At 65.6% G+C, this 17,983-nt stretch carries 19 protein-coding genes; 8 read left to right on the top strand and 11 right to left on the bottom strand.

The window, feature by feature from the left end; all coding sequences use genetic code 11:
* A partial coding sequence (locus AWC18_RS21815) for a hypothetical protein (protein WP_208858354.1) occupies positions 1-353 on the top strand: 353 nt, incomplete at its 5' end.
* Positions 354-436: 83 nt separating this feature from the next.
* The gene (locus tag AWC18_RS11660) at positions 437-1,549 is read left to right on the top strand and encodes an HNH endonuclease (protein WP_085138820.1); all 1,113 of its coding nucleotides are present in this window, start codon (positions 437-439) and stop codon (positions 1,547-1,549) included.
* Between the two features lie 212 nt (positions 1,550-1,761).
* Here the strand turns inward: AWC18_RS11660 and AWC18_RS11655 are convergent, their stop codons facing one another.
* The 6 genes from AWC18_RS11655 to AWC18_RS11630 all read right to left on the bottom strand — a co-directional run bounded on the left by AWC18_RS11655 (position 1,762) and on the right by AWC18_RS11630 (position 7,988).
* The gene (locus tag AWC18_RS11655) at positions 1,762-1,965 is read right to left on the bottom strand and encodes a cold-shock protein (protein ID WP_085138819.1); all 204 of its coding nucleotides are present in this window, start codon (positions 1,963-1,965) and stop codon (positions 1,762-1,764) included.
* Between the two features lie 419 nt (positions 1,966-2,384).
* Positions 2,385-3,110: a mycothiol-dependent nitroreductase Rv2466c family protein gene (locus AWC18_RS11650; RefSeq protein ID WP_085138818.1), complete on the bottom strand. Its 726-nt coding sequence runs from the start codon at positions 3,108-3,110 to the stop codon at positions 2,385-2,387.
* Entirely contained in the window at positions 3,107-3,907 is an 801-nt protein-coding gene (locus AWC18_RS11645; RefSeq protein ID WP_234806501.1) for a maleylpyruvate isomerase family mycothiol-dependent enzyme, read from the bottom strand. Before AWC18_RS11645 ends, AWC18_RS11650 begins: the two co-directional genes overlap by 4 nt.
* 127 nt (positions 3,908-4,034) lie before the next feature.
* The gene (locus AWC18_RS11640) at positions 4,035-5,459 is read right to left on the bottom strand and encodes a TIGR00366 family protein (RefSeq protein WP_165757996.1); all 1,425 of its coding nucleotides are present in this window, start codon (positions 5,457-5,459) and stop codon (positions 4,035-4,037) included.
* Between the two features lie 91 nt (positions 5,460-5,550).
* Positions 5,551-6,165, bottom strand: a complete 615-nt coding sequence (locus AWC18_RS11635; RefSeq protein WP_085138816.1) for a TetR/AcrR family transcriptional regulator — start codon at positions 6,163-6,165, stop codon at positions 5,551-5,553.
* Complete coding sequence (locus AWC18_RS11630; protein WP_165757995.1) at positions 6,162-7,988, bottom strand: flavin-containing monooxygenase; 1,827 nt, start codon at positions 7,986-7,988, stop codon at positions 6,162-6,164. The genes AWC18_RS11635 and AWC18_RS11630 overlap by 4 nt, the downstream gene beginning before the upstream one ends.
* 179 nt (positions 7,989-8,167) lie before the next feature.
* Between AWC18_RS11630 and AWC18_RS11625 the strand changes: the two genes are divergently transcribed.
* A complete protein-coding gene (locus AWC18_RS11625; protein WP_085138815.1) occupies positions 8,168-8,923 on the top strand; it encodes a DUF1295 domain-containing protein in 756 nt (251 codons plus the stop codon).
* Positions 8,924-8,934: 11 nt separating this feature from the next.
* Here AWC18_RS11625 and AWC18_RS11620 read toward each other — a convergent pair whose 3' ends face one another.
* Together AWC18_RS11620 and AWC18_RS11615 are read right to left on the bottom strand one after the other, a co-directional pair.
* Positions 8,935-9,756 carry a nuclear transport factor 2 family protein gene (locus AWC18_RS11620; protein ID WP_085138814.1) on the bottom strand — a complete coding sequence of 274 codons (822 nt, stop codon included), beginning with the start codon at positions 9,754-9,756 and terminating at the stop codon, positions 8,935-8,937.
* Between the two features lie 36 nt (positions 9,757-9,792).
* The gene (locus tag AWC18_RS11615; RefSeq protein WP_085138813.1) at positions 9,793-10,767 is read right to left on the bottom strand and encodes an NADPH:quinone oxidoreductase family protein; all 975 of its coding nucleotides are present in this window, start codon (positions 10,765-10,767) and stop codon (positions 9,793-9,795) included.
* Between the two features lie 98 nt (positions 10,768-10,865).
* Here AWC18_RS11615 and AWC18_RS11610 point away from each other — a divergent pair, with 98 nt between their 5' ends.
* A complete protein-coding gene (locus AWC18_RS11610) occupies positions 10,866-11,852 on the top strand; it encodes an alpha/beta fold hydrolase (RefSeq protein WP_085138812.1) in 987 nt (328 codons plus the stop codon).
* A gap of 14 nt (positions 11,853-11,866) precedes the next feature.
* Positions 11,867-12,865: a TIGR03617 family F420-dependent LLM class oxidoreductase gene (locus AWC18_RS11605; protein ID WP_085138811.1), complete on the top strand. Its 999-nt coding sequence runs from the start codon at positions 11,867-11,869 to the stop codon at positions 12,863-12,865.
* Here the strand turns inward: AWC18_RS11605 and AWC18_RS11600 are convergent.
* A complete protein-coding gene (locus AWC18_RS11600) occupies positions 12,862-13,977 on the bottom strand; it encodes an Rv3169 family protein (RefSeq protein ID WP_085138810.1) in 1,116 nt (371 codons plus the stop codon). The genes AWC18_RS11605 and AWC18_RS11600 overlap by 4 nt on opposite strands.
* Positions 13,977-15,134 carry a phosphotransferase family protein gene (locus AWC18_RS11595; RefSeq protein WP_420093328.1) on the bottom strand — a complete coding sequence of 386 codons (1,158 nt, stop codon included), beginning with the start codon at positions 15,132-15,134 and terminating at the stop codon, positions 13,977-13,979. Before AWC18_RS11595 ends, AWC18_RS11600 begins: the two co-directional genes overlap by 1 nt.
* A gap of 27 nt (positions 15,135-15,161) precedes the next feature.
* Between AWC18_RS11595 and AWC18_RS11590 the strand changes: the two genes are divergently transcribed.
* The 3 genes from AWC18_RS11590 to AWC18_RS11580 are packed head-to-tail and all read left to right on the top strand — an operon-like array spanning position 15,162 to position 17,450.
* Positions 15,162-15,764 (top strand): TetR/AcrR family transcriptional regulator, encoded by a 603-nt coding sequence (locus AWC18_RS11590; protein WP_064999673.1) that lies wholly within the window; start codon positions 15,162-15,164, stop codon positions 15,762-15,764.
* Between the two features lie 4 nt (positions 15,765-15,768).
* Positions 15,769-16,464 carry a PIG-L deacetylase family protein gene (locus tag AWC18_RS11585; protein WP_085138808.1) on the top strand — a complete coding sequence of 232 codons (696 nt, stop codon included), beginning with the start codon at positions 15,769-15,771 and terminating at the stop codon, positions 16,462-16,464.
* Positions 16,461-17,450, top strand: coding sequence for a Gfo/Idh/MocA family protein (locus AWC18_RS11580; RefSeq protein WP_085138807.1), 990 nt, complete (start codon positions 16,461-16,463; stop codon positions 17,448-17,450). The genes AWC18_RS11585 and AWC18_RS11580 overlap by 4 nt, the downstream gene beginning before the upstream one ends.
* A 20-nt stretch (positions 17,451-17,470) precedes the next feature.
* Here the strand turns inward: AWC18_RS11580 and AWC18_RS11575 are convergent, their stop codons facing one another.
* Positions 17,471-17,959: a flavin reductase family protein gene (locus AWC18_RS11575; RefSeq protein ID WP_085138806.1), complete on the bottom strand. Its 489-nt coding sequence runs from the start codon at positions 17,957-17,959 to the stop codon at positions 17,471-17,473.
* Positions 17,960-17,983 lie beyond the last annotated feature (24 nt).

Here is a 17,983-nt window from a genome sequence, read left to right as displayed (position 1 = left end):
ACCTTCAATCACTCGGCTACGACACGCCGGCACCGCTGATCAGGTCCGACTCGTACACCACTCTGCTGGACGCAACCCCCCGCCCGCGCTGGGGGATCATGTCCCATCGTCCTCCCGACGGCACCAGACCCGGACGTCCTGTCGATTCCTGCGAGGGCTATACCGCTGATTCCTATGATCTGGATGACCTGATCAATGACGACCCCGCCTGGCTCGAGCGGATGATCTCGTGCCGTGGAGCGCGAGGGGAGGAAACTGTTGACCGCAGAGAGGCCTCGGCAACAACCGCCGTCCCGCAGGGTTTGCTGTGCCGTATGGCATGGCGGTCCGAAATATTTGTCGAGCCGAAATAGGACATCCGCGAACGACTTCTACGTCAAGTCGTCGATTCCTGGGCCACACGAGATCAGGTCGCCGACTCTCCTGGCGGGTTCGCATGCGAAGTGAACCGTCGGACATCAAGGTTGTCACCGACCCGTTGCTCCTGGGTCAGCGCGTGGTCGCGATCCTTGAGACAGGACAACGCGACGCCACCTACAAGCTGGCCACACTGATGGCCCTGATAGACCACTGCATCGAGAATCTGCCGGACCATCCCGAAGATATTCTGCGCGTACCTCTCCCGGACCTGGCACATCGCGTCCTAGCTCTCTATTGGCCGCAGGTTCGGCCCTTCGAAGGCCAAGAACTGCGGCAACGCCGGACTGGATCCATTGCCCGTATTCCTGACGCCGCGAAGTCGCTGCGAGAAGCCGCCCAATCGGGAAACAGCGGGCTGTCGTTGGACATCGCCAAGATCCGCGCGCCCAAGCAGTATCAGGCAGCCATCGCCAAGATTGTTGTGGCGCTGGCCAAACAGCCGCTGCCAAGGCTCCAAAAACTTCCCGGCTCGCCAGTAAGCGATCCCTTCTTGTACGACGACTCCTTCCTTGGGGAGGGTGTGTCAATGCGCCAGCTCGCGGCGCACGGCAACGCCATCACCTTGAAGCCCGGTGTCGCGTTCGGCCTTGCCCGTCTGGCCGGATTGCTCAAGCCGGCTCTGGAGATCATGTGGGTTGACGACATTCGTCAGATGAACAAATTCCTCGACGCGGAGGTCCCCGACGTGGCAGGCCATCTCTTCGGCCGCGAGCGAATCGCCATGACATCGGTTCGTGCGGCATTCACAGAGGCATTCGGTCCGCACTGCTTCTACTGCGGTGTCCACCTGCCGGCCGGGAACCCTGTCGATCACGTGCTTCCGTGGTCGCTGGTGGGGATCGACGGCCTGGCGAACCTGGTGCTTGCGTGTATGAAGTGCAATGGCGACAAGGGCGGCGCACTACCGGCCATCGAGATCGTCGATCGCGTCCTGGAGCGGGATCGGGGCGTGTTGGAGGAAATTGCTCGCTCTATCGAATGGCCTACGCAACGGAACCGTGTGGTCGCCGCAGCTCGCGGAATCTTCCGTGGACAGCCCCCGGGCGTTCCAACTTGGGGCGGCTATCGGCAGACGGTCCGCCTAGATGTCGCCTTCCAACCCGAATGGATGCGGGCGGCTTACGGCTGAGCGCCGCAAGGAAGGCTCAGGCGAAGCGGGCGAGCCCGCGACCAGCTCCTCGAAAATCGCCGACTAGCCGCGGTCACGACACGGCGCCGGAATACGAACCACCTGAGCCAACCCACGGGTGCGGGTATCGCAGATGCACGTCGAACACGTAGATCACAAAAAAGGCTGTCGCAGCTTGCGCTGCGACAGCCTCTTGAAGTCTGCGTGTTCGATCAGAGTGCCGAAACGCCCACAGCCTGTGGACCTTTCGCGCCCTGTTCTACCTCAAACTGAACCCGAGCGTTCTCTTCGAGCGTGCGGAATCCGCGGCCGGAGATCTCGGAGTAGTGAACGAAGACGTCAGGCGCTCCGCCATCCGGGGCGATGAAGCCGAAGCCCTTTTCGCCGTTGAACCATTTCACAGTGCCCTGTGCCATTCTTAACTTCTCTCATTTTTCCAAGCGCATCAAGAAAAGATGCGCGTCTTTGACGGTAGCACGGATTGCCCTGGTTGTGGCCCGGGTTGAACCATCCGGAAAAGTTGACGGGCTTCGATGTCAATGTTGCTGAGATGTTGAATCGGCTTCAGGTGTCGGGATATCAAGGGCTGCAACCGTTTTAATCACATCGAAGGGAAATTGGTGCGCAGCCTGCGGGGGATTCGGCATTCGGAGCGCCTCGGTGGGCGCGCTATCAGCTCGCCCATGTCCGAATCGCAGAGAGATTCGCCGCCGATGCCTTGTCCACCAACTGGCCCCTTTCGGCTGCCGGTGCGGCAGCAGACGGAACATTGTCCAGTTTCGGGGATCCGGCGGCGGCCTGTTCGGCGCAATGCTGCGCAATGCTGATGGTGGGCCTAGGGTTCGTCGGCGGCGGGCTGCCCGTGCGCCGGACTGGCGAAGGTGACCACCTCTCCGCGGTTGATCGACACCCAGTCGCGGGCCTGCAGATAGGGACGGAAAGTCTCGGCGATGCGCTGTGCATCGGCAGGAGTTTTCGGCCGCTGAAGCTCGTAGAGGTGCGGAAACTCGGTCCAGGCGACCACAGCGTCCCATAAGCGCAGGGCGGCGTCGCCGGTGGGCGGATCGATGAGCACCGGCCCGAACAGGCATTGCCCGTCGGGAAAGAACAGCGTCGGAACCCCGTAGCCGCTGGCGGCGACCACCCGCTGATGATCGCTCAACACCTCGTCGCTGGTGGTGGGGTCAGCGATCGCCTGGTCGGCGAGCCTGGGATCGAATCCGAGCTCTTCGAGTAGTTCGCGAGCGACCGCCTTCTCGTGCGGCTTGCGGCCCTCGACGTGCAGCGCGCGGCCGGCACGCTGGTACCAGGCGTCCACGTCGGTCATCGATCGGCGACGCAGCAGTGCTCCGATGCGCATCATCGACCAGCCGTAGGACCACTCGCGTTCCCAGGGATGCTTCTTGCCTTCTTGGCGGTTGATCTCCTCCAGGCTGAAGAAGCGCCAGTTCACGGTGAGGCCGGTGAGGTTTCGGACTTCCCGGATCCACCGCGACGTCTGGTAGGCATACGGGCACATGACGTCGAAGTGGAAGTCGACGAAATCCGGGTGAGTCGTCACATCGTGAACCTCAGGTTGCGGGCGGCACGGTCGCCCAGTTCTTCATCGCCTGTCCAGGTGATGGCGCCGGAGTCGATCTGGGCCTGCGGGTCGATGCGCCCGCACGCCAGCTGGATGAAGGTCGTGGAGTCGGTGACTACCTTCACATCCGGATTATCCAGGTGGTCAACAGTTTTGGCTCGTCCGTCCACGGCGACGTGCAATTGGCGCGTGAGGGGTCCGGTCAGGTCGAAGGTGATGCTCTTGCCATCGGGAAGGCCCACCTTCTTGCCGACGATGTATCCCAGGGATCCGGCCACCTCAGCCAGCGCGATCTGGGCCCCGAGACCGGAGTCATCGGTGGTGCGCCCGAGCGGGGTGGTGATGTCTCGTTCGTGTACCCAGAAGTCGAAGACCCGGATCTCCAGGAATCGGCCGTAATTGGCGGGGCCGACCGGAGTCCACGACGGACGCGTCAGATCTGCGTCGGTCAGCGCGGCCAGGTCGCGCCGACGACCGTCATAGATCGCGCCCACCAGGTCGCGGTAGGTGGCGATGTCGGTGTCGGCGTCGCGCAGAAAGTCCGCGGCCTTGTCGAAAGGCGGCGGAGTGCGGTCGTCGTCGGGCAGCCACCCGGCCATGGCCGCTTCGATGCTGGTGACGTGGTTGATCACGTCGCGGATTGTCCAGTCGGGGCACAGTGACTGAGCCTGCCACTCGGCGTCGCTCAGATCAGCGCAGAGCGCTTCGATGGCGGAATAGCAGTCCTGCAGTGCGGTGGAGATACTGCCGACGCTGCCGGCTTCCGGTGAGTTCAACGCCGTTCTCCTTCGCATGGGGAGGCATCGGTGGTTGTTTCTGCCACGAGCATCCGATAACCCCGGGCAGATATCAAGGAACGCGCAAAGCCGCCGTCGGCACAGCCGTAGAGGGCGGTCCCGGCGCTCAGATGACCCACGGTGCGATCAGTGTCATCGCCCCCAGACACACCAAGCCGATGAGGAACGCCACGATGGTAAAGCCCATCACTTGGCGGACATTGAGTTTGGCGATCGCCAGCAGCGGCAGCAGCCAAAACGGTTGGATCATGTTCGCCACGCCCTCGCCGACGGCGACGGCCATGGACACCAGCCCGAGATAGGCCGGTGACTGCTGCCCGATCGCCAGCGCAGAGTCGACGGCGATCGGCCCTTGCACCGCCCAGTGCCCGCCGCCGGACGGCACGAACAGGCTGATGATCACCGAGCCGATGAAGGTCAGGAACGGCAACGTGTACTCGGTTGCGCCGTTGACCAGCGTCTGGGCCAGTAGCGTCTGCAGCGGCCTGGACCCCTCGGCGCCCTGGTACGCCAGCAGTCCGACCAAGCCCCCGTAGAGCGGATATTGCAGCAGCAGCGGGCCAGAGACCTTCGCGGCACCGGTGAATGCCCGGATGAAGCGAATCGGCGTGCGGTGCAGCAGGGCGGCGGTGATCGTGAAAAGCATGATCATCGACGAGATGTTCAGCGCGAAACCACTGGTCACGAAATACGTGATCCCCGCCGCGAACAGCAGCACGTTGAGGATCCACTGATTCTCCAGCCATTCGGCAAATGTCTTGCCGGTCGGGATCTCAACGGCTGCTGTGTCGTCTTCGAACACCGCGGAATCGGGGGGCAGGCTTTCCGACGGCTCCATCCGCCACACCGCGAGCGCGAGCACCCCCAACACGATGAGCGCCGAGAGCCAGCTGTATGGCTGGAAGATGGTCTGGCTCAGTGGCACAGTGAATCCCGCGATCTTGTGGATCACGTTGATGGGGCTGGCGGCATCGGTGTTCGCCAGCGCGATCGACGACGACAACCCCTGCGTCCAGACGATGAACCCCATGAACGCCGCAGCGATCAGATAGCCGAAATGCGACTCGGGGAAACGTCGCGCAACCTGGCGGGCGACCAGCGCACCGGCCACCAGCCCCAGGCCCCAGTTCAGCAGGGACAGCACGGCACTGACGGTGAAGCAGAGCAGGGCGCCCTGCACTTGGCTGCGCGGCATCGCCGCGACACGAATGATGGCCCGCTTCAGCACGGGCGCCTCGGCCAATGTGTAGCCGGTCACCAGGATCAGCACCATCTGGAAGGCGAACGTGAAGATATTCTGCGGACCCCATACCCCGGCATACCAGGCGGCCAGCATGCCGTCGGCCGACGCTCCGCGCACCAGAGCGGCGACCAGGCCCGCGACGATCAGCGTGAGCAGCACCGCGAACAGGTACGGGTCGGGCATCAGGCGTTCGACGTAGCGGACAGTGAGCCCGGTGAGTGCCTGCATGACGCCTCGGCGTTGGGTGGGCCGCTCGGTCGTCGCGCCATCCGCCCGTAGCTCGGTCATCGGGCCAACCTCTCGTCTGCAACATGGCTCGCACCGCGTTCGCTCGTGCGTTGAGCCACGATATGTGCCGGCACGGCTCGGTCTGGCTGTTTCAGCGCATGGTGGCGTGCAGCGCGTCGGTCATCGCCTCGATGGCGGCCTGCCGTTCCAGCGGCCAGCCGTCGACCAGCCACAGGTGCATGAAGGAATCGACCATGGTGTACATCATCGCGATGGCCAGCCGCAGCTGGGCTTCGGTGGCACCGGGCATGGCATCGGCCTCGATCCACTCGGTGACGTTGTCCTCCATGGTGGCTCGGTGCGCCGCGGCGAATTCCGGGTCGGCCGCACGCGCCTGATGCAGTGCCGTGTAGAGCTGCGGCGCGGAGGTGTAGAAGTCGACGACCTTCTCGAAGAAGGCTCTGATCGAGGGCCGTCCCGCTCTGCCGCCACGGGGGGCGTCCTGCTGGGACCACACAGTCATCCGGGTGTTGCGCAGTTCGCGCAGCACGGCAGCCTTGGAGTCGAAGTGCAGATAGAACGTCGCCCGACCGATCCCGGCCCGCCGCACGATGTCGTCGATGGTCACTGCGACGTAGCCGCGTTCGGCGAAAGCCTCCAGCGCGGCGGCCATGATGTGGTCTCGGGTCATGATGCGGTGCCGGTCGCGCATGGTCAGTCGTGGTGCGGTTTCGCCGGTTTCCCCGGCCAGGGTCGACTCCGTCACTTCAGAATCACCCCCTCCAACTGACCGGTGGAGCGCCAGTCGCTCAGCATCGCGAAGAAGTCGACCGGCTTGCCACCGAAATTGGTGGACAGCATGCCGTGTGGATTCTCCCGATCGCCCTCGGAACTCAGGTAACTCGGCGTGCACTCGGCGTAGAAGGCCTTGGGTTTCTCCGACGCCTCCTCCATCGCGGCCAGCCACTGGTCTTCGGCGGCCTTGGTGGCCTCGATGGTTGCCGCGCCCCGCTCGACGAATGTGCTGACTAGGTAGGCGAAGTGGCGGGCCCGTTCTTCGGCGGTGTGGGTGTAGTTGGGGGAGACCCCGGATTGGGTGTAGCCGAGGAAGAAACAGTTGGGAAAACCGTGGGTCTGCAAGCCGTGCAGCGTGCGCATGCCTTTGGCCCACTTGTCGCTCAGGCGCACGCGGTCGCGCCCGACGATGTCGAAGCCGAGCCGGCGGGTGAACTCGGTGCCCACCTCGAATCCGGTCGCGAAGACCAGCGCGTCGAGTTCGTATTCGACGTCATCGACCACCACGGCGGTCTCAGTGAACCGATCGACGCCGCGCCCGTCGGTGTCGACCAGCGTGACGTTGTCTCGGTTGAAGGTGTCGAGGTACTGGTCGTGGTAGCCGGGGCGCTTGCAGTTCAACCGATACCACGGCTTGAGCGCTTCGGCGGTCCTGCGGTCGCGCACGGTCTCGTCGATCCGCGCACGCAGCCGTTCCATTGCGAAATAGTCGGCGCGGAAAAGAAATTCGGCGATCTCCTCAGGCGTCATCTCGCGACCGAGGCGCTGGTTCTCCCGGAAGATCGCGGGCTCGCTGAGTTCGAGGGCCTTCTGCGTCCAGCCGTCGTTGGTGAGGTCGACGTCCATCTCCACGCCGCAGGTCACCCGGGTGAAGTTTTCCATGCGCTCGCGTTGCCAGCCCGGCTGTAGGCTTGCCGCCCACGCCGGGTCGGTGGGACGGTTGCCACGCACCGAGACGGTGCTCGGGGTGCGCTGGAAGACGTAGAGGTGCTGCGCCCACTCGCCGAGGTGCGGGATGCATTGCAGCCCCGTCGAACCGGTGCCGATGACGCCGACGCGCTTGTCGGACAGTTTCGTCAGCCCACCGGACTCGTCGCCACCGGTGTAGCCGAAGTCCCAGCGGCTGGTGTGGAAGGTGTGGCCGCGGAACTCGTTGATACCGGGGATGCCCGGCAGTTTCGGCCGGGTGAGCGATCCGGGCGAGACCGCGACCAGGGTGGCAGTGAAGGCGTCACCGCGGTCGGTGGTGATCTGCCAGCGTTTGGCGGCGTCGTCCCAGTGCAGGTCGGTGACGGTGGTGCTCAGCAGGGCGTTGTCGTAGAGGCGGTAGTGCTTGGCGATGTTCTGCAGGTGCTCGCGGATCTCCGGGCCGTGCGCGTATCGCTCGGTGGGTATGTAGTTCAGCTCTTCCAGCAGTGGCAGATAGATGTAGGACTCGACATCACATTGCACGCCGGGATAGCGGTTCCAGTACCAGGTGCCGCCGAAGTCGCCGGCGGTGTCGATCATCCTGATGTCGTCGATCCCGGATTCCTGCAGCCGTGCGGCGGCGATCAGGCTGCCCAGTCCCGCGCCGATGATCGCCACCTGGACGTGGTCGTGAACCGGGTCACGCTCGACGCGCTCCGTCCACGGGTCATCGGCGTAGTGCGAGAAATCCGCGGTGACCTCGATGAACTGGCCCACCGCGTCCGGGCGCAGTCGTTTGTCGCGTTCGAGCGCGTACTTGGCGCGCACCCACTGCGGGTCGTACTCCGCCGGCTGCGGTCCCAGGGAACTGACCGTGGATGACATTGCGTTTCCTCGCCTCGGGAAGATTTCACTGTACAGAGTGTCTAGTGACCAGACAGAGTGTTATCTTGCCAGATGCGACGTGTCCCGGCTCAAGGCATCGACGCGCATCGACAAGCGCAGGGACGGCGCCGGACGCATGTGCTACTACTGCCTGGCATCCCCGATGAGAGGTTTCCGCCATGGCCGGTCTGTATCACGCCGCCGTCGTCTTCCTGGTCGTGTTGACTGTGGTCACCTTCGCCAGCAGCTTCTGGTTCACCAACCCCTATGGCCGGTTCGCCAGTCCGGACGACCGCTTCACCCTGCCGGGAAAGATCAGCTGGCTGATGTTCGAATGCCCCCAATGGTGGGCTTTCACCGTCACGTTCTGGCTGGTGGCGCATCAGCATGGGGCGCCGGCGATCGTGTTGTACGCACTGTGGCAGTGCCACTACCTCTACCGCGGCCTGATCTATCCGCTGAGCCGCAGGGGAGACGGCAAGCGTTTCCCCATCTCCGGTATCGCCTTCGGTTTCATCTTCAACGCTGTCAACGGGTTCGCCAACGGGTATGCGGTGGCCCTGGCGCCGCACCTGCAGCAGGAGCGTTGGTTCCTCGACCCCCGCTTCATGGTGGGTCTCGCGGTGGCGCTGATCGGCTGGGGAATCAACTTCCAGGCGGACCGTATCCTGATCGGCCTGCGCGCCGATGGCAGCAGCGGATACCGGATCCCTTACGGCGGGGTGTATCGCTGGGTGTCGTCAGGCAACTATTTCGGTGAGCTCGTCTTGTGGGCGGGCTGGGCGATCATGGCCTGGACCGTTCCGGGCCTGATCTTCCTGCTCTTCTCCATCGCCAACCTGGGGCCCCGGGCGATGGCCACCCACAAGTGGTACCGACAGAAGTTCCCCGACTACCCGCCTGATCGCAAAGCGCTCATTCCGGGCGTGCTGTAGCGAGATCTGGCTCAGATATAGAGCCGCACAGCCGAAATCAAACCCCGGTCAGCGGCGTCTTGCGAGAACTCGAACAGTCCCACGCCCCTGTTGCCGTCCAGATGCACCGTCGCAGTCACGGTATGCCCTGCGGCCAGCAACTTTTCGACCGTCAGATGCTTAGCGGTGGCGACGAATTCGGCAACTGACGTCTGCGATACACCGTCGAGGCTCAATGCGGCGTCGGGGGCCAGATGTTCCGAAAACGCCTCCGCATCACCGTGCGCAAGCGCGCCGACAAGGGCGTCGACCCGACGCTTTCCCCGCTTGCCCACGCCGGAGAGTCCGCGCAGAAAACCGGCGCAGCCAGAAAGCCCTTGATGACGAAGCAGTTGGGGGCCCAGAATCACCGAGGCCAGCAGGCCACGCCCACCTGAGGTCAGTAACTGCCCGACCATCTTCTGCAGCTCCCAGTGGGCGAACAACTTCTGGATCCTCAGCGAGCCGTCCGGCCCCTGCGATACCAGGTCGTAGCGCAGGTGCATGGGGATGTGCATGGTGACACCCGTGGACATCGTGGTGTGCACCGTGAGGTCGCGTATCACCGACATTCCCGCGACAACGTCGTGCTGCACATCAAAGGCGATGGCGTTCGGTGCGATGAAGGTGTCGTAGAACCGCCCGATGGCGGCCGTTCCGACATGCGGAGTCGACCCGACGGGATCATTCACCTGCCCGTCTGCGGCGAAGATTCCGACCCAGGCCGACTTATCGTGTACCGCGACAGCTTTCGGCGACTGTTCGACGGCGTTCAGCAGGGCGCTGGCACTGTGTGGCGAACGCTGGTCCGGCATCGGATTCCTCTCGTTTTCGGCGCCGCAGGGACCTCTTCAGTCGCGCATCCGCAGCACGACCTTGCCCGCCGCGGTGCGGTTCTCCAATGCGGCCAACGCATCAGCGGCGGAGTCGAGGTCGAAGACATCCGGCTGCGGCGGGGCCACCTTCCCGGATGCCAGCAGCGGTTCCAACACCTCCCATTGGTGCTCCAACTCGCCGGGGTGCGACATCACCCATGCCCCCCAGCCGACGCCCACCACGTCGATGTTGTTGAGCAGCAGCCGGTTCACCTTCACCTGCGGGATGTCGCCACCGGTGAATCCCACCACCAACAGCTTTCCGGCGGGTGCCAGCGAGCGCAGCGAGTCGGTGACACGGTCACCACCCACCGGGTCGAGCACCAGGTCCACGCCGCGCCCGCCGGTCAGCTGGGCCACCGCCTCGCGGAACCCGTCGGCGAGCACCGTGTCGGTGGCCCCGGCCCTCCGGGCCACTTCGGCCTTGGCCTCGGTGGAGACCACCGCGATCACCCGTGAGGCCCCCAGCGGGCCGGCCAGTCGCAGCGTGGAGGTACCGATCCCGCCGGCGGCGCCGTGCACCAGCACCGTGGCGCCTTCGGTCATATGGGCGCGCGTGGTCAATGCGAACAGCACCGTCAGGTCGTTGAACAACAGCCCGGCGCCGGCCTCGAACGACACCGTGTCGGGCAGCTTGAACACCTGGCCGGCAGGCACTGCGATCACCTGCGCCATCCCGCCGTTGAGCATGGTCAATACCGCCACCCGGTCACCCGGTCGCACGTGCGCGCCGTCCGGGGCACTGCGCACCACACCAGCGGCCTCGCCGCCGGGCACGAAGGGCGGTTCCGGCTTGTGCTGATAGAGCCCGCGGGACTGCAAGACGTCGGGAAACGCCACCCCGGCGGCGTGCACGTCGATGACGACCAGTCCCTCGCCGGCCGGCTCGTCGAGATCGACGACCTGGGCGGCCGCCGGTCCGCTGAGTTCGGAAATCTGTACCGCGCGCATGGGCGAACCCTCCGTCAATAGTGCTTTCCCGAAAACCTAGTCCACACAGGCGTATGCTCGCGATGCGGCAGCGTTGCCGCATTTTTGATGAGGTGACGATGAGTGCTCAACGGTCCAGCCGACGGCGAAATGTCGGCACGTTTCCCACGGCGTTACCGCCGGCCCGCACCCTGGAGGTTCGGGCAGCGGACGGAACAAAGCTGCACACCCAGGTCTTCGGGCCGCCTGACGGCTACCCGATCGTGCTGGCACACGGGATCACCTGCGCCATCCGGGTGTGGGGACATCAGATTGCCGACCTGAGTGCCGATCACCGGGTGATCGCCTACGACCACCGTGGTCACGGCCGCAGCGGGGTGCCCAAGCGGGGCGGATACAGCCTGACGCACTTGGCATCGGACCTGGACTCGGTGCTGGAGGCCACCCTGGCCCCGGGCGAGCGGGCCGTCATCGCCGGGCATTCGATGGGCGGCATCGCGATCAACGCCTGGTCGGACCGTTTCCGGCATCGGGTGCAGCAGCGCGCCGATGCGGTCGCGCTGATCAACACCACCTCGGGCAACCTGCTTTCCGAGGTCGACCTGCTGCGGGTGCCGGCGCCGGCCCAACGGCTGCGCGAGCAGACCGCGCGGCGAGCGCTGCAGACGTTCGGCAGCGTCCCGATCGCGGGGCCGGCCCACATCGCGATGCGGCGATTCGTGCACATGCTCGCCGTCGGTGCGGAGGCCGACCCGTCGGTCAACGCGTTGATCTGCGACCTGTTCGCCAAGACTCCGGCGGTCGGCCGCGGCCATTGGGTGCGGGTGCTTACCGATTCGCTCGGTCCCGGATCCTTCATCGACCTCGACGGTCTGACCGTGCCCACCCTGGTCATCGGCAGCACCCGCGACCGGTTGTTGCCGATACGGGTGTCCCAGCGGATCGCCGACACCGCGCCGAATCTGGCTCGGTTCATCGAGGTCAGCGGGGGCCACTGCTCGATTCTGGAGCATCCGGGCGTGGTGAACCGCGAGCTTCGCGCCCTGGTGGAGCTGGCCGCCGGCTCCGTCCGCGGCGTGGCCGTCGGGTCCGCCTACACCTCGTAGGGGCCGGAGCTGCGTTGAGAGTCCTCGCTGCCCTCAGCGGGCTGACGGGTGTCGCCGATCAGGCACGCGAGCTGCGTGACGCCGGTGTCAGTGGAGTCTTCACCTTCGAAGGCCCGCACGATGTGTTCGCACCGTTGACACTGGCCGCCGGTGTCGGTGGCCTGGACTTGATGACCAACGTCGCGATCGCGTTCCCACGCAACCCGATCCATTTGGCGCACCAGGCCAACGATCACCAGCTGCTCAGCGGCGGGCGCTTCATATTGGGCCTGGGTACGCAGGTGCGCGCCCAGATCGAGAAGCGGTTCGGCGCCGAATTCGACCGGCCGGTGGACCGCATGGTCGAACTCGTCGCGGCGTTGCGGGCGATTTTCGAATCCTGGAATACCGGGGCTCGCTTGGATTTTCGCGGCGACTACTACCGGCACACCCTGATGACGCCGACGTTCAGCCCCGGACCGAATCCGTATGGACCGCCACCGATCTACGTGGGCGCGCTGGGCCCGCGGCTGACCCGTGCCGCAGCCGCGCACGCCGACGGTTTGCTGGTGATGCCGTTCTCCACCAAGCGATTCCTGCATGAGCACACCATGTCCGCGGTGCGCGCCGGCCTTGCCCAAGGTGGGCGTCGCGCCGAGGATTTCACTGTCGTGCCAGAAGTCATAGTGGCCACCGGCGTCACCGCTGCCGAGCGGGAGTCCGCCGAAGCCGCCGCCCGGAAGCTGCTCGGTTTCTACGCGTCGACTCCGGCATACGTCCCGGTGCTGGCCGCCCACGGTTGGCAGGATTTACAGCCGGAACTCAACGCACTGTCCAAGCAGGGCCAATGGGCGCAGATGGGCGCCCGGATCACCGACGAGATCCTGCATACGATCGTCGCCTGCGGTACACCGGCGCAGGTGGCCGCCCACATCCGCGACCGGGTAGAGGGAATCGCCGACACCGTCTGCGTGTACCAGGCGGCGCCGATCGCCCCGGCGGTCGTGGGGCAGATCGTCAGCGAACTGAGCTAGGGCGCCATGGTGACCCAGTCGGGGAATCCCGTCGGGTCATGGCGGCCCAGCACGCCGTGCTCGTAGAGTCCCCAACCCTCGACCGGTGCGGCGTCGCCGTCGCGGCACACCGCCCGCCCCACGTGGTCGATCATCCCGAAGCTGGTGCGCCCGAGGATGCCCGGATCGGTCATGTCATAGGTCCGGCGCTCGGTGAAATTCTCACCCTTCCACTCACCGTGCAGCCAATCGCTGTCCCCGCCATAGCCGCCGCCGACGTGAATGGGCACCGGCAGTTTGGATTCCACCTCGAGCACCACCGGGGTGCCGTCCGGGCGCGTTGCCTCGATGGTGGCTCCGGTGGCGATGCGGGTGCCGGACCGATAGCGCGTGGAGATCCGTGGCCAGCCCAGCTGTTCGACACGGCCGTCACGCCAGATACGGGTGCAGTCGTTGAGCGAACGGAAACCGTCGGGCTCCTCCTGAATGATCAACACCACCGCGAAATCCTCGAACGCCATCGGCAGATACAGCCACCACATGCCGTCGAACGGCGGGTCGGCGGGCCGGCCCGCCGGTTCGCGTTCGCCGACCGGACGGATGCCCCAGGAACGGTCGCGTGAACCGATCCAGACTGCGGGATCGACGGCGATCTCCACGCCGTCGATCACGATCTGGCCGCTCCAAGAACCCAGCTGAGCGAACCGCTGCGCGTCCAGGGTCACCCGGTTGCCGGTCCGCAGGATGTGCCGCTGCTCCTGCACCGGGGCGAACAGCCCCTCCCAGCGGAGGTCGACTGCGATGCCCTCGGTCTCATCCATGACCAACCGCAAGGACCGCAGCGGATCGGTGACCTCGATGCGGTAGGCCCCGACGCGCTGATTGAGCCGGTCGGAGTCGATGGCATCCGAGAGGTGCACCGCCGTCTGGGTGTCGCCGCGGCGTATCAGCACAAAGGCATCCTTGACGCCGAGGTTGGGGTAGTAGCCGCACCCGGTGATCAGGAAGATGTCGCCGGTGCGGTCATGGGCGTTGAGGTAGCACCGGTCGTAGAAGTTGCGATCCGAGGAGCCCGGCCAGGCAATCGGCTGCGGCAGTTGGTGGACCGGGAATTCGTCGAGTGGCCCCAGCATCAGCTCTGTTCTCCGATCAACCTCTTGAGCAATCCGGCGTGATAGAACAACGATTCGGGGTCTTCGGGCCTTTCCATCTCCCCGAAGTGCACCCGGCGGGCCCCGGTGCGCATGAACACGATTGCCCACATCACGCCCGCGTAGACGTAGAACCAGTGCAGGTCACCGAGTTCGACGCCGGTGAGCTGCTGGTAGGTGGCTCGCACGTCGTCCTCGCGCAGCACCTGCGGAAGACCGGGCAGCCCGGCCAGTCCGGCGAGTTCCTCGAACACCAAGTGCGCGAAGATGATCCAGGACACATCCAGTTCTCGCGGCCCCAGTGCCACCATCTCCCAGTCCAGCACGGCCACCGGCTGGAAGTCGCGGTAGAGCACATTGCCCACCCGCGAGTCGCCCCAGCACAACACCGTCTGCCCGGCGGCCACGTCGGCCGGCCAGTTCTCCTCCAACCAGGCGAAGCTGCGGTCCAGCAGCGGTGAACGTCCTATGTCGGGTACCGCGAACTCGTACCACTGCCGCACTCCGGTGAAGTGACGGTGCAGCGCGGAGTCCCCGGTCGAACCCTCGTTGAGGAAGGTGAACGTCTGCTCGGCATCAGCGATGGCGTGCAGCTTGGCGAGCACTTCGATGGTGGAGTCCTGCAGGGTCCGCTGCTGCTCGGCCGAGGCGTCGGCGAACCAGTTGCCGCCGAAGGTGTAGGGCATGACGTCCGGCGGAACCTTGCCGTCGATGCGGTCCATCAGGAAGAACGGTCGGTCCAGCACGTCACCGGTCGGCTCGATCCACCGGACTTTCGGCACCGGGACATCGGTGAGCTCACCCACCCGCCGCATTACCTCGAACTGGTGGTCCAGCCGGTAGTTCGGGAACACCGGCACGTCTTCGGCGGCGGGTGCCACCCGCATCACCCAGCGCTGCTCGACCGGCGAGCCGTCGACTGCCCAGCGGCCGGTGAGCATGATCGTCTCCGACGACATGCCGTTGGTGTCCACGCCGCTTTCCACGGTGATCTCCGGCGTGGGCGCGCCGGGCAACTGGGTGGCAAGCCAGCGAGACATTACCGTGGGCAGTGTGGTGACGTCGCGGCTGGAACGTTGGAGCCGGCCGACGTCCTTTTCCACAGTCGGTTGGTCGACCACGGTTGTATCCTCCGTCAAGGTAATTACGATACGACAGGTAGCGTTATGAAAGCAGAACCCTCAGCCGTTGACAAGGGGTCCGGCGCGGGCCGTCCCCGCGATCCCCGCATTGACGGTGCCATATTGCAGGCCGCCGCGGAACTGGTTGTCGAAGTCGGATATTCGAATCTGAGCATGGCGGCTGTCGCCGAGCGCGCCGGCACCACCAAAACGGCGCTGTACCGCCGGTGGCCCAGTAAGGCCGAGCTGGTGCACGAGGCAGCATTCGCGGTACCGCCCCAGGCGGTGACTGCGCCACCGGGCGACGTCTCCGGCGACCTGCGGGCCATGATGGCCGGTGCGCGGGACGCCTTCACCAACCCCGTGGTGCGGGCCGCCCTGCCGGGCCTGATCGGTGACATGGCCCGCAACGCCGAGTTGACCGCACGCATCCTGGAACGTTTCCAGGGGCTGTTCGAGGTGATGCGCCATTGGGTGGCCGATTCGGTGAGCCGCGGCGATGCACGAACCGATGTGGACCCCGACCGACTCGTCGAAATAATCGGCGGCGCAACACTGCTGGCCATGATGCTGCGTCCCGACGACGATCTGGGCGATGACTGGGTGCAAGCGATCACCGACATCATCGCCCACGGTGTGATGGCATAGATCCATGGCTGAGCCTGACGCGTCCACCGGGCCGCAGCCCTTCCCGCAGGACTGGGTGTCGCTGCTGGTGTTGGTGCCCCACCCCGACGATCCCGAATACGGGATTGCCGCTGCGGTGGCCAAATGGACTGCCGCCGGCAAGACCGTCCGCTATGCCCTGGCCAGCAGCGGGGAAGCGGGCATCGCCGGCATGGAGCCGGAACGGGCCGGACCGCTGCGCGAGCAGGAGCAGCGGCGCGCGGCGGCCATCGTGGGGGTCGCTGACGTCGACTTCTGGGGCTTCCCGGACAGCAGCATCACCAACACGCCGGAGTTGCGCGCCAAGATTGCCGCGGTGATCGGCGAGGTGCGACCCGATGTGGTGGTGGCGATCTACGGCGGCGCGGAGTTCGGCTCAGGCATGCCCAACCAACGTGACCACATCGAATTCGCCGCCGCGGTCACCGATGCCTGGGACATGTGCGGGGATCCGCCGCGCTGGCTGTTCCAGGGTGGCCCGGGTCCCACCCACGTCGAAGATGTGCAGGACTACCTCGAACTCGCGACGCGGTCCCTGGCCGCCCACGAGGTATATCTGTCGGTTCTCGACCCGGCCACGCCGGTCGACGAGCAGGCGCGCAGGGTCGTCGAGATGACGACCGCAACTCACCGCGGTCGGCGGGTGGCCGGCTTCCGCCTGCTGCGGAGTGCCGTCGCATGACGGCGGTGCTGCGTATCGGTGTGCTGGGAGCGGCGCGCATCACCCCGGACGCACTGCTCAAGCCCGCCGCCGCCGATCCGGAGGTCGTGGTGAGTGCGGTGGCAGCCCGCGACATCGGCCGGGCTCGTGCGTTTGCCGCCAAACATCGCATCGGCCGGGTGCACGACAGCTACGACGCGCTGCTCGCAGACCCCGAGGTCGACGCCATCTACAACCCGCTGCCGAACCACCTGCACGGTATGTGGACACGTGCCGCGTTGGATGCCGGCAAACATGTGCTGTGCGAGAAGCCGTTCACCGCCAACGCCGAGGAGGCCCGGGAGGTCGCCGCGGCGGCTGCGGTCAGCGGCCGAGTGGTCATGGAGGCGTTCCACTACCGCTACCACCCGATGACGGCGCGCATCGAAGAGATCATCGCCTCAGGCGAACTGGGTGAGCTGCGACAGGTTCACGCCGCGCTGAGCTTCCCGCTGCCCCGCTTCTCCGACATCCGCTATCAGTATGAGCTGGCCGGCGGGGCCCTGATGGACGCCGGCTGCTACGCCGTGCACATGGCCCGCACCTTCGGTGGGGCCACCCCGGAAGTGGTTTCCGCGCAGGCGAAGTTGCGTGATCCGCTCGTCGACCGAGCGATGACGGCGCAGCTGCGATTTCCCGCGGGGCACACCGGGACCATCCGTTGCTCGCTGTGGTCATCGAACCTGCTGCAGATCAGCGCCCGGGTGATCGGGGAGCGCGGCGAGCTGCGCGCGCTCAACCCGCTGATGCCGCAATACTTCCACCGGCTGCGAGTCAGCTCGCCCGATGGAAGGCGGGTCGAGCGCTTCACCCACCGGGCGTCCTATGCCTACCAGCTCGACGCGTTCGCCGACGCTGTATTACGCGGCGTTGCGGTGCGCACCACCCCCGAGGACGCGATCGAGAACATGAGCGTCATCGACGCGATCTACCAGGCTGCCGGTCTGCCGCTGCGCCAAGCGGGCTGAGGGCTGCTCGGTACCTCTCGTCAGGCGTCGTGGCCGGGTTCGAGATCAACGACGTCGGACAGCGACAGCAGCGTCGCGTCCTCATGGGCGACATACCCGGCCACGGGTTCCAGCAGGTATCCCATGTGGTCGCCGAGGTTCATCCGACGCAGCGTCTTGCCGACAAACCATGCCGGAGCATCGTCGAGGATCGGCATTCCGGCGGGGCCGCTGTGCCATGAGCAGCGTTCGAATTTGTCGATCTCGTCGCCGGTCTCACTGCCGAAGAGGCGGGCCAGTTCGATGTCGCGGCGCGCCAGCACATGAACGGCCAAGTGTTCGGCCTCGGCTGCCACCTCGAAAGTATGGTTGCGCTTGGACATTGCCACCAGAAACCTCGACGGATCGATGCTGGTCTGGGTGGCGAACCCGACCAGACAGCCGGAGGCGCTTCCGTTGCTCGTCGTGGTCACCACGAACATGGTGTAGTCCAGCATGGACACCAGCTGCTGAAACGACTCGTCGGGCATCCCTACATGATGTACCCGTTGAGC

Origin of the sequence: Mycolicibacter nonchromogenicus (genome assembly GCF_002101775.1) — a bacterium.
Lineage (GTDB): Bacteria > Actinomycetota > Actinomycetes > Mycobacteriales > Mycobacteriaceae > Mycobacterium > Mycobacterium nonchromogenicum.
The sequence above is the reverse complement of the archived record's forward strand: the minus strand, read 5'-3'. Positions and strand labels throughout refer to the sequence as shown.

Excerpts from the sequence above, each read along its gene's own strand:
- AWC18_RS11640 (WP_165757996.1), bottom strand. The coding sequence starts at position 5,459 with ATGACCGAGCTACGGGCGGATGGCGCGACGACCGAGCGGCCCACCCAA.
- AWC18_RS11625 (WP_085138815.1), top strand. The coding sequence starts at position 8,168 with ATGGCCGGTCTGTATCACGCCGCCGTCGTCTTCCTGGTCGTGTTGACT.
- AWC18_RS11600 (WP_085138810.1), bottom strand. The coding sequence starts at position 13,977 with ATGCTGGGGCCACTCGACGAATTCCCGGTCCACCAACTGCCGCAGCCG.
- AWC18_RS11575 (WP_085138806.1), bottom strand. The coding sequence starts at position 17,959 with ATGCCCGACGAGTCGTTTCAGCAGCTGGTGTCCATGCTGGACTACACC.
- AWC18_RS11620 (WP_085138814.1), bottom strand. The coding sequence starts at position 9,756 with ATGCCGGACCAGCGTTCGCCACACAGTGCCAGCGCCCTGCTGAACGCC.
- AWC18_RS11615 (WP_085138813.1), bottom strand. The coding sequence starts at position 10,767 with ATGCGCGCGGTACAGATTTCCGAACTCAGCGGACCGGCGGCCGCCCAG.
- AWC18_RS11655 (WP_085138819.1), bottom strand. The coding sequence starts at position 1,965 with ATGGCACAGGGCACTGTGAAATGGTTCAACGGCGAAAAGGGCTTCGGC.
- AWC18_RS11630 (WP_165757995.1), bottom strand. The coding sequence starts at position 7,988 with ATGTCATCCACGGTCAGTTCCCTGGGACCGCAGCCGGCGGAGTACGAC.
- AWC18_RS11610 (WP_085138812.1), top strand. The coding sequence starts at position 10,866 with ATGAGTGCTCAACGGTCCAGCCGACGGCGAAATGTCGGCACGTTTCCC.
- AWC18_RS11580 (WP_085138807.1), top strand. The coding sequence starts at position 16,461 with ATGACGGCGGTGCTGCGTATCGGTGTGCTGGGAGCGGCGCGCATCACC.
- AWC18_RS11660 (WP_085138820.1), top strand. The coding sequence starts at position 437 with ATGCGAAGTGAACCGTCGGACATCAAGGTTGTCACCGACCCGTTGCTC.
- AWC18_RS11585 (WP_085138808.1), top strand. The coding sequence starts at position 15,769 with ATGGCTGAGCCTGACGCGTCCACCGGGCCGCAGCCCTTCCCGCAGGAC.
- AWC18_RS11590 (WP_064999673.1), top strand. The coding sequence starts at position 15,162 with ATGAAAGCAGAACCCTCAGCCGTTGACAAGGGGTCCGGCGCGGGCCGT.